The organism is Reyranella sp. (assembly GCF_965229815.1).
Classification (GTDB): domain Bacteria; phylum Pseudomonadota; class Alphaproteobacteria; order Reyranellales; family Reyranellaceae; genus Reyranella.
The window spans coordinates 1-13,474 of sequence record NZ_CBDDJN010000005.1; the positions used below are offsets into that span (position 1 = coordinate 1).

Genomic DNA, 13,474 nt, shown 5'->3' on the forward strand with positions numbered 1-13,474 from the left:
AAACATCCTATATTTTAGAAAAGGAAACTTCACTGTGGATACATTATCTGAAGTTAGAGGGATGAAAGTTGGTACCTTGTCTCAAGACTTCTACTTCTTGTATGCAGTATTCATAGCAAATTTCTAACACTGTGATACGCAGAGTAAATGCAGCTAATAATCTTGTTTGGATGGCTTCATTCGAAATAGAGCCAGCGCAGAAAAGTCTTGCTGTAGATCTATCAGAGCAGAACGTGTACTTCACTGCATTTGTTGATCCGATTTATGTATTCCAACTGTCAAGTGCTGACGGGAGCTACATATCAGCCATGCAATTGTATTATTTGCTTTCAGCTTGCTTTATATACGTTTATAGTATTACTTTTATTTATTATGTTTGAGGTTTTACTTTTTATATAGTTCAAACATTTATGGAAGCAGCCATGAAACAAGCATTCATCCACTAAGTGATAGCTCAGGATATATTTTGTTTGCACAATTTCCATTGCAAAATAGAGCCTACATTTGAATGCAAGTTATTTCACCGAGTGTTGCAGATGCAAACTGTCAATATGTTCCCTCCATTTCTCTATATTGTTATGGCCATCTCAAAATAACTGACTCTCAAGTATTTTTCGGAGGAATCGACTCAAGCTCAAAAGACCTCCACTTCATCAAAATGACGCTGGGGAATACAGTCGCAGATTGGTCGAACAAAATACTGTGATTTTCAAGTTCTTGAACTACATTTGGTTCAGAAGCTCTTCTCAGCAGCGATGGTTCTCTGATTTACAGTTTTTTTATCTTTGGGAATCCGAGATACATTTACTTCACTACTTTTAAAACTACGGACGGAAGTGTAGTCGGAAATAGATACAAGTCTAGTTCTCAGATTGATAATGTCTTCGGATCTGTACTCATGGCTAACTATATCATTACAACTCCCTTTGAAGGAACTTCAAACTACTACATGCTGTTCAATATAGTGACTCAGACTTTTACAATTAAAAAGTTCCCTAATTCACAATTTGAGCAACTCGCAATCGATCCATCGTCTGGAAGGTAAGCCAATCCCATAATAAATTTAACAATTTTCCAAATTTTGCTTGATTTTATTAGTCTTTGCGATCCTATCCATTACTTATTTACTTTTATGATATTAGCTTTTCATATTTAGATTGGTAGGAACAGGACAATATGACAATTATGGATATATCACAAAGTTTAGGCCAGAGGCAATTGAAGCCCATCCAGACTTCTTGGCAGGAGACTTCGCAATGGGCACTATTGCTTCGGGAACTGATAGTGTAACTTCTGAGACTGGAGTTACTGTTTCCTCAATAATCACAGAATCTTACTCAGCTGCATTATTTTCGAACCAATCTTTTATTTATGCTGTACAAGGTAAGAAATATAAATATTTGATGACTCTATTATATTTCAAGTCGATTAAAGTATATTTTAAGGAGAAACTGCAAAGAATCATTTGTTAAATATATATTTATATATAATTGTTATAATTTATCCTATTTATATTACTTCCTCCTTCTTTTTTTATTAATTAAGTTTTATTAAAAATAGAAAGTCGATTTTTTACTTAAAAATACAAAGTAATATAAGAACTGGCGAATCAAAAATATGTGATACTATCTTATACTAATATTTGTGTTTGATAATTATTTTAAAAAGGTTTATGATATTGATATGTTTAATGATAACATTTAAAATAGTATTTCTAATGACTAAATTTTAGGTTCAAACTATGAGTCATCTATTTACTATCCAACTTTGGAACAGTCCCTTACAATTGCAGAGAATTCAGATCAATATTTAAACCTTGAACTTCCATGCAATAATTCTTATGCAAGTGGAGCTGCAATAAGCTATCAGCTTGCGAGTTACAACGGAGTCACACTTCCTTCATATTTAACGATTAACCAAAATACAGGAGCAATCTCAATATCGTCTAAAAATGTAACAGCAGATACATATATTGAGTTTTATGTAAACTCTATTATTACAGGAATTCCAAATCCAGTTCAGAAGCTGATTAACCTGAAGATTCTGAACTGACTTGCGCAAAATTGTCAAAGATGCACCAACTCTGATGCTCAAAAGTGAGATCTGTGAGACTCAGGATATAGTCTAAGTTCTTATTCGTGATCTTTAATGGTGACAACTCCAGCTGCTGCTTCTTCTCCAAATCCTACTCCAAACTCAAGGAGTTCCGATAGCAAATAATAACAGTACAAGCAACTTTTCAGAAATGGCTAAATTTGGATCTCAAATATCCGTGATTGCGACTTCTTGATTAATTATTGTTTCAAGTTGAGCATTTCCATCTTCGTTCTCAAGCCTGTGGCTGCTTATTCATCAAACTCAAATATTCTTTTTATTGCTTATCACTGGAGCTCATATTCCAAATGATGTTCAAAATGTTATCACTGGTACAAGCTATGCTTTATTTCCATACGCTGCAATTTCTTTTAATAAAAATAAAAGCTTGACGTCATTTATTGATAACTTCAATTTTGATCTGAGCGATGACGTGTACAAGCCTTTAGATTTAAAGTCAGATAGTACAGTCGTCAATACCTACTCTCTCATTATTTTGATACTAACAATTGCACTCATCCACATATCAGCAGTTTGCTTGATGAAAAAGCTTGCTGATAGGTGAGATTCTTCTGGAAGGTGATCTAAATGAATGAAAATTCCTAAATGGATAGTCAATAAAGTAAGCAGTTTAATGACGTTTGACTATTACATTCGAACATTTATATCGTCAAACCAGTTTTTGCTTGTCTGTTCAATTTACGAAATAAACAGACATGATATCACAGCAATGTACAGAGCAATATCCTTTGGATATGCATGCTTGATTCTTGGATGCTGAATCTTGGGAAATATATTGATTTTATGGCTTTCTGTCACTATTAATCCTCAAGTAAAAGAAGAAGACGATAAATTTAGAGAGCTATTTAAAGGAATTAAAACACATAAAAAGGAGAGATTTCATGTTGGAGTTTCTATTTTAAGAAGAACTATATTTATTGCAGCCTTAATTTGCTTGAAATTCTGTTCATTTGGAATTCTAGTAGGTTCGCTTTGAATGGTCCAGCTAATTTACTTATCATGGATTTTATTTGTGAGACCATATTCAGAAGTTAAATCGAACATCATCGAAATTACAAATGAGATATACCTTTTATTATGCCTTGGAGTTCTTTTATTTTTCACACATGAATCCAGCTGGACTTCAAGTCACACAAAAATATATATTGAGATAATAATTTCAAATAATATTATAACATTTTTGATTGTTTTCGGTAACATTTTAATTCTTAATATTTTTAGTTGATTTTATGGTTAAGATCATTGCTAAGTGAGTTGGTAAATGAATAAAATCTTCAATAGTAAGTGCATTTAAAATATTTTATATAGAATAATTCAAATGAAATATCACGAATCAGGCCAAAAACACCAAGAATTGTAATTTCTTTGCTTTATGTATAGATTAATATTGATATTATGCCGAATTTAAAATTTAAGCCAAGCAGAATAAACTACAGAATTGACAATAGAATTTCAAAAAATGGAAAAAGTAGAGTAGATGAAAGTATGTCAAATATTAAAATTTTCAGCCAAAAATAAGCTAATTGAAAATTAACCTTTAGTAGTAAATTATGATTTTTGATAATAAAAAATCATTATTTTGTTAATTAAATTTAATATCTATTAATTAGTGAATTTTTATTGAAATCAATTTCAATTTTTATCTAATAATTTGGGGTTACCGCGTACGCGCAGGTGCGTGCCGTGACGATCACCGGGATGCGGAACAGATCGGTCGCGTGCAGCTCCGAGAAGCCGAGCGCCGCGGCGTAGCCGAGCACGAGGCCGAGCGGCACTCCGATCAGGAGGTTGATCGCGAGCTCGGCGAGAAGGATCGCCGAGACCTCGCCCCGCGTGAAGCCCAGTACGCGCAAGCTCGCCAGCTCCCAGGACCGCTCCTGCAGCGCGATCCGCGCCGCGTTGTACACGACCCCGACCGCGATCACGATCGCGAACACCGTCAGGATCGCGGTGAAGAACAGCACGAAGCGCGCGGTGGTGCGGCGGAAGACCTCCAGCCACGACTCCTTCACCATCACCGTCGCGATGCCGCCGCGCTGCTCGAGGCGGGCGTACACCGCCGCGGCCGATGCCGCGTTCAGGCGCAGACCGGCCGCGTTCACCGTGTCGCCCTCGCCGAGCAGCGCGTGCAGCGCGCCCAGGTCCATGTAGGCGGACAGGCCGATCAGGTCGTCGACCAGTGCCTGCACCACGACGTCGCGCTGCGGCCGCTCGCCCTCGCGCACCTCCACGCGGACGGTGTCGCCGGGTGCGACGCCGAGGCGCTCGCCGAGCTGCCGGGTGAGCAGGATGCCCGGTCCCGACGGCGCCACCTCACGAAGCCGCGCGTCGAGCAGGCGGCGCAGACGGGTGTCGTCCGACAGCCCCTGGAGTCCGGTCTGGTACCACCGGTTGCCCGCGCGCAGCGTGACCGCGACCGCGCGGTAGCCCTCGGCGTCCTCGACGCCGGCGAGCCGGCCGAGCTCGCGCACCACGCGCGCCGTCATCGGCCGGTCGAAGACCACGGTGGCGTGGGCGCGCTCGGCGAGGCGGAACTGCACCGAGACCATGTAGTCCAGCGCGTCGTGCCAGAACATGCCGAGCACCACGACGCCGGTCGCGCACGCGACCGCGATCGAGGTCATGGCGAAGCGGACCGGCCGCGACGAGATGCCGCGCAGCAGCATGCTGGTCTGCGGCGACGGCCTGCCCATGAGCCCGAGGCGCTCGGGCAGCGAGCGCCGGACGCCAGCCGGCACCGGCGGGCGCATGGCACTTGCCGGCGACAGGCGCAGCACGCCGTGCACCGCGGAGAACGCACCGCCGGCGCCAGCCGCGAATGCCACCAGCGCCGCAAGCAGCGGGGTCCACGCTTCGAGCTCGAAGGCGAGCACGGGAAAGCGAAAGAACTCGGTGTACTGCGCCGTCATCAGCCGGCCAAGCCACACGCCGAGTGCGCAGCCTGCGAGCGTGCCGCCGAGCACGACGATCACCGCGAGCTCGAGGTAGTGCAGTGCGATGCGTGCGTCGGCGTAGCCGAGCGCCTTCAGGGTCGCGATCTGCTCGCGTTGCGAGGTGACGATGCGTCCCAGCGTGACGTTGAGCAGGAAGGCCGCGACACCAAGGAAGACGACCGGGATCGTCGCAGCGATGCTGCGCTGCTCCGCGATCTCGTCATCGAGGAAGCGGTGCGAGGGCTGGAGGTCCCGTCCGTGCGCACCGCGGCCCCCGTAGGGATCGAGCAACGCGTCGAGCTGCGCGATGACCGCGTCGGGATTGGCGCCCGGCGCCGTCGCCAGGGTCACGTCGTTGAAAGCACCCTCCAGGTCGAACGTGCCCGCCAGCGCCGAGCGGGCGATCCACAGCACGCCGAAGCTCGAGTCGTCGGGCAGCGGCGCGCCGCCCTGGATCGGGAACACGTATTCGGGCGACAGCCCGATGCCGACCACGCGCAGCGTCTGGCGGCGACCGTTCAGCACCGCGGCGAGCTCGGCGCCGGGCTCGAGCCCGTGCGCCGCGGCGAAGCCCTCGCTCACCACGACCTCGTCGCGGTGGCGCGGCTCGATCGTCCGGCCGCGCCGCAGGTGAATGCGGTTGAGTCGCGGCGCGCCGCCCTCGGGCAGCGACACCAGGCGCCCGGTCGCCGGCGCGTCGTGGCCGGCGACGTCGAGCCGGACGTCGGCGACCACGCGATCCTCGACGTCGGCCACGCCGGGGATGGCGGCGATGCGCGCGACCAGCGCCGCGGGCGCGCGCTCCACGGTCGCGAACACGTCGGCGAAGCGCGCCTGGTCGTAGTAGCGTGCGCGCGAGCCGACCAGCGACGCACCGGTACCGAGCGCCGCGACGAAGACTCCGATGCCGCACGCCACGACCAGGCCGATCGTGACCGCCTGCCCCTTCACCAGCATCAGGTCGCGCAGCAGCTTGCGGTCGAGCGCCCTCACCAGCGCAGCTCCGACGGCGCGAGCCTGTGCGCGTTCTCCTCGGCCGCGACGATGCGCCCGTCGGCCATGCGGAGCACGCGGTCGGCCATGCCGGCGATCGCCGCGTTGTGCGTGATCACCACGGTGGTCGTGCCGAGCTGCTGGTTGATGCGCGCGATCGCGTCGAGGACGATCTTGCCGGTCTCGTAGTCGAGCGCGCCGGTCGGCTCGTCGCACAGCAGGACGTCGGGGCGCTTCGCGATCGCGCGCGCCATCGCGACGCGCTGCTGCTCGCCGCCCGAGAGCTGGGCGGGGAAGTGGTCCACCCGGTGCGCCATGCCGACCAGCCCGAGCGCCTCGGCCGGGTCCATCGCGCGCGCCACGATGTCGGTCACCAGCGCCACGTTCTCACGCGCGGTCAAGCTCGGGATCAGGTTGTAGAACTGGAAGACGAAGCCGATGTGCTCGCGCCGGAAGCGCGTCAGCTCGGCCTCGCTCGCACGGCTCAGGTCGTGGTCGAGGAACGACGCGGTGCCGCTGGTCGGCGTGTCGAGGCCGCCGAGCAGGTTCAGCAGGGTGGACTTGCCGCTGCCCGACGCCCCCAGTAGGACCACGAACTCGCCGCGGTAGACGTCGAGGTCGACGCCGCGCAGCGCGTGCACGTCGACCTCGCCGATGCGGTACGACTTCGAAAGCCCGCGCGCGACCAGGACCCGCTCGCGGCCGTGCCGGGCTTCGGTCACGGGCCCGTGTACAGCGCCGCGGCCGGACTGACCAGCGCCCGGCTCAGGCGCGACGCGCAGCGCTGTCCGTCCCCTTGGTGGCCCCCGCCCAGTGCGCCTCGAGGCAGCCGTCGTCGAGCCAGCGGTAGCTCGCCCGCCCGCCGAAGGTCTTCTTGAGCTCGTGCACGATCCGGTGCGCGAGCTTCTGCGAGGTGGTGAGCACCACCAGCTGGTCGCCCTCGCGCTCGATCGAGACCACGCGGCGCTCGACGCCGGTGTGCTCGGCGCGCGCGGCGACGTTGGCGATGCGGCGCCGGAGCGCGGCCGCGTCGCTGCGCACGATCTCGCCGCCGATGGTGATGCGCCCGAGATACTCCTCGCGCTCCACCTGCGTGCACGCCGGACAGACGGCCCAGGTCACGCTGGACAGGAAGGCGTGCGTTGGCTTCGCCTCGGACCGCCGCCAGACGCGCCGCACCAGGGTCGCGCCGCAGCGCTCGCACATGGTGGGCTCCACCGCCCGACCGGTACGCAGCTCGGCGGCGTGTAGCCTGCCGTCGGCGGTGCCGCGCCGGTCGAGGCTGCGGATGATGCTCTTGCCCTGCTTCACGGGATTCTCCTTCTCCGCCTGCGCCGCGCTCCGGGCGGCACCGTCGGACCGGCCATGGCCAGGCCGGAGCGAAGCGTGTGCCAGCGATCGGATCCCGCGCTCGCGACCGGCGGCTCTCAACGATGGAAAGCCATGACCAGGGCATTCCCACCGCTGGGAAGCAGGCTCCGGCTGCAACGCGGGCCACAGGCCGCCCTCGTACCCGTCGCCCGGGAACACGGCTTGCGTGGCTGACGGGCGATGGAGTCCGTCCGAACCACCTGCCCGTTCTGCGCGGTCGGCTGCGGCATCGTCCTGCAGCACGCGGGTGGCGCGCTCCGGGCCGTGCCGATGGCGGATCACCCGGTGTCACGCGGGCAGCTGTGCGTGAAGGGCTGGAGCGCGACGACGGCCCTCACCCACCCCGAGCGCCTGACCGGAGCGCTCGTCCGTCGCGGCGAGCGGCTCGTCCCGGTTCCGCTCGACGAGGCCCTCGACGCCGCCGCCGAGGCGCTGCGCGCCGCCGTCCAGGACGGCGGCCCCGACGCGGTCGGCGTCATCGCCAGCGCGCGCGCCACCAACGAGGACGCGTTCGCCGCCATGAAGCTCGCGCGTGCCGTGATCGGCACGAACAACGTCGATCACTGCGCGCGCGTCTGCCACGCGCCGTCGGTCGCCGGACTGTCGCGCACGCTCGGCTCGGGCGCGATGACCAACCCGATCGCCGACATCGACCGCGCCGACTGCCTGCTCGTGGTCGGCTCGGACACCACCGAGAACCACCCGATCATCGGCGCGCGCATGATCGAGGCGAAGGCGCGCGGCGCGCGCCTCGTCGTGGTCGACCCGCGCCACACGCGGCTCGCCGGCCTCGCCGACCTGCACCTGCCGATCCGCCTCGGCACCGACATCCCGCTGCTCAACGGCATGATCCGGGTGATCCTCGAGCGCGGCTGGGAGGCGCGCGACTACCTCGCGACGCGTTGCGAGAACCTGCCGGCGCTGCGCGCCTCGGTCGAGGCCTTCACCCTCGAGCGCGTGGCGCGCGCCACCGGGGTCGGCGCCGACGCGATCGTCGAGGCGGCACGGATCTACGCCACCACCGAGCGCGCGTTTCTCGCCTACTGCCTCGGCATCACGCAGCACGTGTGCGGCACCGAGAACGTGATCGCGCTGTCGAACCTGGCGCTGGTCACCGGGCACGTCGGCGTCGACGGCGCGGGCATCAACCCGCTGCGCGGCCAGAACAACGTGCAGGGAGCGTGCGACATGGGGGCGCTGCCCGACGTGCTGTCCGGCTACCAGCGCGTCGACGACGACCACGCCCGCCACGCGTTCGAGGCGCGCTGGGGACGCCCGCTGCCTTCGCAGCCGGGCCTCACCGCGCCGGCGATGCAGCGCGCGGCGCGCGACGGCGCGCTGCGCTGCATGCTGATCCTGGGCGAGGACCCGGTGGTCACCGACGCCGCCCAGCACACGGTGCAGCGCGCGCTCGGCTCGCTCGACGCGCTGGTGGTGATCGACCTCTTCCTGAACGAGACCGCGAAGCTCGCCGACGTCGTGCTGCCCGCGGCGAGCTTCGCCGAGAAGGAGGGCACCTTCACCTCGACCGAGCGCCGCGTGCAGCGCGTGCGGCGCGCGCTCGACCCGCCCGGCGAGGCGCGCGCCGACTGGCAGCTCCTCGAAGCGCTCGCGACGCGCCTCGGCCGGCCGATGGGCTTCACCTCGGCGGCCGCGATCTTCGACGAGATGGCGAGCCTGACCCCGATCTACGCCGGCATGAGCCACGCACGGCTCGACGCGGGGCCCGGGCTGCACTGGCCCTGCCCCGACCCGCACCACCCCGGGACGCCGGTGCTGCACCGCGACCGCTTCACCCGCGGCAAGGCGCGCCTGATCCCGGTCGTCGACACGCTGCCCGCGGAGCTGCCCGACGCCGAGTACCCACTGCAGCTCACCACCTGCCGGCTGCACCACCAGTACGGCTGCGGCTCGATGACCCGGCGCGCGCCGCTGCTCGAGCGCGAGAACCCGCGCGGGCTGGTCTGGATCAACCCGCGCGACGCACACGCGCGCGCGATCGCCGACGACACCCCGGTGCGCGTGCGCTCGCGCCGCGGCGAGCTCGCGACGCACGCGGTGATCACCGAGCAGGTCCCGCCCGGCGTGGTCGCGATGCCCTACCACTTCGCCGAGGCCCCGACGAACATCCTCACCAACGACGCCCTCGACCCGATCTCGCGCATGCCCGAGCTCAAGGTCTGCGCGGTGCAGGTGGAGGTCGCGTCGTGACGCGCCTGACGATCGACGCGTCCGGCTTCGCACGGCTGCGCGCGCACCTGGCGGCGACCCGCGCGCTGCACGAGGTCGCGGCCGCCGACGGCGCCGGCGCCGGCGCCGCCTGGCAGCGCTCGGATGCGAGCGCACCGTTCGCCTGGGACGTCGCGCTGCCGCTCGACGGCGTCAAGCGCTTCTTCTTCCCGCAGTCCGAGACGCTGCTCACCTGGCGCGACGGCACGATGTGCGCCGAGCCGGTCGCCGGCACACAGGTCGCGCTGCTCGGCCTGCGGCCGTGCGACGCGAGCGCGCTCGCCTACCAGGACCGCTTCTTCGCGCGCGACCCCTCCTACAACACGCGCCGGAGGAGCGCGCTGGTGATCGTGGTCGACTGCCTCACCGCGTGCGGTCGCGGCTTCTGCCCGGCGGTCGATGCCGGCCCGTTCGCACGCACCGGCTTCGACCTCGCGCTGACGCGGCTCGCGCCGGACACGATCACGGTGACGATCGGAACGGCCGAAGGCGAGCAGGCGCTCGCCGCCGCCGGCGTCGCGACCCGTGTCGCCGCACCGGCCGAGGAGCAGGCGTACGCGCGCGCCGAGGCGGCCGCCCGTGCGAGCTTCCCGGCCGAGCCGGCCGTCACCAGCGCGATCGCCCGCATCGCGGAGGAGCCCGGCGCCGCGCCGGTGACCGACGACGAGTGGCAGCGGCTCGGCCCGCTGTGCTTCGCCTGTACCGGCTGCACCAGCCTGTGTCCGACCTGCTCGTGCTTCACGATCGAGGACGAGCGCGAGCCGGGAGCCCACGACTCCGGCGTGCGCCGCCGCGTCTGGGACAGCTGCCTGCTCGAGGGCTTCCAGCGCGAGGCGTCGGGCCACGACCCCGTGCCGCGCCCGGGCGACCGCGTGCGACGCTTCTGGACGCACAAGTTCGGCAGCGCGTACGCGGCCGAGCTCGGGCGCGCCGGCTGCGTCGGGTGCGGCCGCTGCGACGTGACGTGCCCGGGCACGATCGGCGCGCGCGGCGTGTTCGCGCGGCTCGGAGCGCCGGCATGACGTCCCCGGCGATGTGGATCTCCTTCCTGCCGGCGCCGGCGCGCATCGTCGCCGTGGCCGAGGAATCGCCGGACACGCGCAGCTTCGTGGTCGAGCTCGACGGCGGTGCGGCGTGGCCGGCGCCGCTGCCGGGCCAGTTCGTCATGCTGTCGATCGCGGGCGAAGGCGAGGCAGCGTTCACCGTCTCGAGCTGGGCGCCGCCGGGGTCGCCCATCCGCCAGCTGTGCTTGACAATACGGCGCGTCGGCCGCCTCACCGGCGCTCTGTTCCGGCTCGGCCCCGGCAGCACCGTCGGCCTGCGCGGACCCTACGGACGCGGCTTTCCGGAATGGCCGGCCACGGCGTCGCTGCTGTTCGTCGCCGGCGGCTGCGGCCTGGCGCCGCTGCGGGCGGCGATCGAGGCGCGCCTCGCGCAGCGTGCGGCGGCTGCGCCGCTCGCGATCGTCTACGGTGCGCGCGAGCCGGCGTCGCGCATCCTGCTGCGCGACCTCGAGCGCTGGCGCACGCTGCCCGGCGTGACGCTGCTCGAGCCGGTCGAGCACGCCGATTCCGGCTGGACGGGACGCCTCGGCACGGTCGTCGGCGCGACCGACGACGCGCTCGCCGCCGGCACACCCGACTTCGTGGCGCTGTGCGGACCGCCGCGCATGCTGGCCGCGGTCGCGCGCCACGTGCGCGCCGCCGGCGTCCCGGCGGCACGCGTCTGCGCCGCGGTCGAGCGCCAGATGAAGTGCGCGGTCGGCCTGTGCGGCCGCTGCTGGATCGGCCATCGCTACGCCTGCACCGAGGGGCCGGTGTTCTCGCTCGACGAGCTCGCCGTGCTCGATCCAGCGCCGTTCGCCGAACCACAGAGGAGCCGGCCGGCAGCGCCGACGGCAACGACCGGAGGAAGCCGATGACCAACCTGAACGGGATCCGCACCATCGTCGCCGCGACCGACTTCTCGGAGGACGCCGCCTGCGCGGCCGCCTGGGCGAAGGAGATCGCCCGCCAGCACGGCGCGCGTCTGGTCCTCGTGCACGCCTTCGTCGCCGAGGCGGTGCCGGCGCCCGAGTTCGTGCCGCTGCCGCCGCAGTACTACGAGGAGATCCACGGCGAGGCGCGCCGGCACCTCGACGAAGAGGCCGCCGGGCTGCGCAGTGGCGGGATCGCGGTCGAGACCGACCTCGTGCTCAGCAGCCCGGTGCTGGGCATCGCCGACGCCGCACGCCGCCACCACGCCGACCTGATCGTCGCCGGAACGCGCGGGCGCACCGGCTGGAAGCGCGCGCTGCTCGGGAGCACGGCGGCGCGCCTGCTGCGCGAGGCGCCCTGCCCGGTGCCCACCGTGCACCGCCAGGACAACGGCCACCCACGCCCGGTGCGCACCGTCCTTGTGCCGACCGACTTCTCCGAGGACGCGGCGCTGGCGGCCGACGCGGCCTCGCGCTTCCTCGGCGCCGCGGGCACCGACCACCGGCTCGTCCTGCTGCACGCCTACCGCGTGCCGGTCGAGGCGATGCACCTGCCGGCGAACGTCCTGATGGAGGCGATCCGCACCACGGCGGACGCCGCGCGCACCACCCTCCAGGAGCTCGCGGCGAAGCTCCGGCGTCCGGGGCTCACCGTCGAGCCGACGACGCGCCAGGGCTACCCGCCCGACGTGATCGTGGAGCACGCCGCGACCGCCGGCGCCGACCTGATCGCGATGGGCACGCACGGGCGCTCCGGACTCGGCCGCGTGCTGCTCGGCAGCACGGCGGAGCGCGTGGTCGCGACCGCGCCCTGCCCGGTCCTCACGGTGCGCCGCACGAACGGCGGAGCGGCGTGAGCGGCGCTCGCGAGCTCGCGCGTCAGATGCCGGGCGCGCGCGGCGGGAGCAGCAGGAACCCGTCGGGCGCGAGGCTCGTCGCGAGCATGACGTCGTTGATGTCGGCGTGCTCGCGCCACACCTCGGTGTCGCGGTGCGCGGGATCGAGCCAGAACGACTCGACGGTCTCACGGAGGACCGAGTAGGGCTCGACGCGCTCGAGGCTCGCCCGCAGCGTCGCGCTCGCCTGCGCTGCCTCCGCATGGAGGCGCCGTACCGCGGCAAGTCCGATCGCCAGGCCGAGCTCGCGAAAGCCCAGGCGCCGCTCGGCCGGAAGCCGCAGATCGGGCTGGGTGACGTACTCGCGCAGCCCGGCCGCGGCCGCATCGAGCAGCGCTTCGAGCAGGAACGCCTCGCTCCGTCCAGGCGCCGGACCCGCCAGCTGGTGGATGCGGTAGGCGTCGCACAGCAGGCCGCCGAGGCCGAGCGGGTCGGCGGTCGCGAGTGCGCGCGGGTCGAACATCGTGGCGAAGTCGGCCGCGATCTCGCGCAGCGCGCTGTCCGGGCGGGCCGCCCCGAGCTGCAGGCAGGTGATGAAGCCGTCGAGGGGATCGTGCTGGCCCATCGACGTCACCAGCGGCCGCGACAGGTCGACGCTGCACTTCCAGTACAGGCGCCGCGGCGCATCGAGCCGCGGCTGCCAGGTGAACGCACGGTGCGCCACGCGCAGCAGCTCCTCCGCCCAGGCGTCGAAGCCGCTCTCGCCGGTCGTGCGACCCATCTGGTCGAGGGCGTGCACCCACTTCATCAAGTAGTGGAAGTACTGCCCGTCGCGCTCCCACTCGAGGCGCTCGTCGAACGGCTCGTCCGGCGTGCGCTCGGCGAGCGTCTTGCCGATGCGCAGCCCGCCCGCGGTCGGGTGGCACTCGCCCTCGGCCTCCGGCAGGCCGCTGATCCAGCCCGAGCGCGGGTCGTCCGCGCGGTGCCGCCCGAGCGTGTGGTGCACGCCGTGAACCAGCTGG

At 62.2% G+C, this 13,474-nt stretch carries 8 protein-coding genes and 1 pseudogene; 5 read left to right on the forward strand and 4 right to left on the reverse strand.

The genetic code is table 11. The features are described from left to right. The first annotated feature begins 1,767 nt into the window (after window positions 1-1,767). Window positions 1,768-2,052, forward strand: coding sequence for a putative Ig domain-containing protein (locus ACO073_RS11275; protein WP_421997474.1), 285 nt, complete (start codon window positions 1,768-1,770; stop codon window positions 2,050-2,052). A 1,706-nt stretch (window positions 2,053-3,758) separates the two neighbouring features. On the opposite strand, the gene ACO073_RS11280 is transcribed toward ACO073_RS11275, so the two are convergent. From ACO073_RS11280 to ACO073_RS11290, 3 genes are read right to left on the reverse strand one after another with little or no spacing between them, the layout of a single operon-like run. Next, window positions 3,759-6,041 (reverse strand): ABC transporter permease, encoded by a 2,283-nt coding sequence (locus ACO073_RS11280; protein ID WP_421997475.1) that lies wholly within the window; start codon window positions 6,039-6,041, stop codon window positions 3,759-3,761. Continuing rightward, window positions 6,038-6,763: an ABC transporter ATP-binding protein gene (locus ACO073_RS11285; protein WP_421997476.1), complete on the reverse strand. Its 726-nt coding sequence runs from the start codon at window positions 6,761-6,763 to the stop codon at window positions 6,038-6,040. Before ACO073_RS11285 ends, ACO073_RS11280 begins: the two co-directional genes overlap by 4 nt. Before the next feature lie 43 nt (window positions 6,764-6,806). Then, window positions 6,807-7,352, reverse strand: a complete 546-nt coding sequence (locus ACO073_RS11290) for a hypothetical protein (RefSeq protein ID WP_421997477.1) — start codon at window positions 7,350-7,352, stop codon at window positions 6,807-6,809. Between the two features lie 240 nt (window positions 7,353-7,592). Here ACO073_RS11290 and fdhF point away from each other — a divergent pair, with 240 nt between their 5' ends. Genes fdhF through ACO073_RS11310 form a run of 4 tightly spaced genes read left to right on the forward strand, consistent with a single transcriptional unit; the run spans window position 7,593 to window position 12,473 of the window. Further along, window positions 7,593-9,623 (forward strand): formate dehydrogenase subunit alpha, encoded by a 2,031-nt coding sequence (gene fdhF / locus ACO073_RS11295; protein WP_421997478.1) that lies wholly within the window; start codon window positions 7,593-7,595, stop codon window positions 9,621-9,623. Continuing rightward, the gene (locus tag ACO073_RS11300) at window positions 9,620-10,663 is read left to right on the forward strand and encodes a 4Fe-4S dicluster domain-containing protein (protein ID WP_421997479.1); all 1,044 of its coding nucleotides are present in this window, start codon (window positions 9,620-9,622) and stop codon (window positions 10,661-10,663) included. The genes fdhF and ACO073_RS11300 overlap by 4 nt, the downstream gene beginning before the upstream one ends. Further along, window positions 10,660-11,562, forward strand: coding sequence for an FAD-binding oxidoreductase (locus ACO073_RS11305; protein WP_421997480.1), 903 nt, complete (start codon window positions 10,660-10,662; stop codon window positions 11,560-11,562). The genes ACO073_RS11300 and ACO073_RS11305 overlap by 4 nt, the downstream gene beginning before the upstream one ends. After that, window positions 11,559-12,473, forward strand: a complete 915-nt coding sequence (locus ACO073_RS11310; RefSeq protein ID WP_421997481.1) for a universal stress protein — start codon at window positions 11,559-11,561, stop codon at window positions 12,471-12,473. The genes ACO073_RS11305 and ACO073_RS11310 overlap by 4 nt, the downstream gene beginning before the upstream one ends. A gap of 22 nt (window positions 12,474-12,495) precedes the next feature. Here the strand turns inward: ACO073_RS11310 and ACO073_RS11315 are convergent. Beyond that, window positions 12,496-13,474 (reverse strand): annotated as a pseudogene (locus tag ACO073_RS11315) (hypothetical protein); the annotation flags it as partial.

Excerpts from the sequence above, each read along its gene's own strand:
- ACO073_RS11310 (WP_421997481.1), top strand. The coding sequence starts at position 11,559 with ATGACCAACCTGAACGGGATCCGCACCATCGTCGCCGCGACCGACTTC.
- fdhF (WP_421997478.1), top strand. The coding sequence starts at position 7,593 with ATGGAGTCCGTCCGAACCACCTGCCCGTTCTGCGCGGTCGGCTGCGGC.
- ACO073_RS11305 (WP_421997480.1), top strand. The coding sequence starts at position 10,660 with ATGACGTCCCCGGCGATGTGGATCTCCTTCCTGCCGGCGCCGGCGCGC.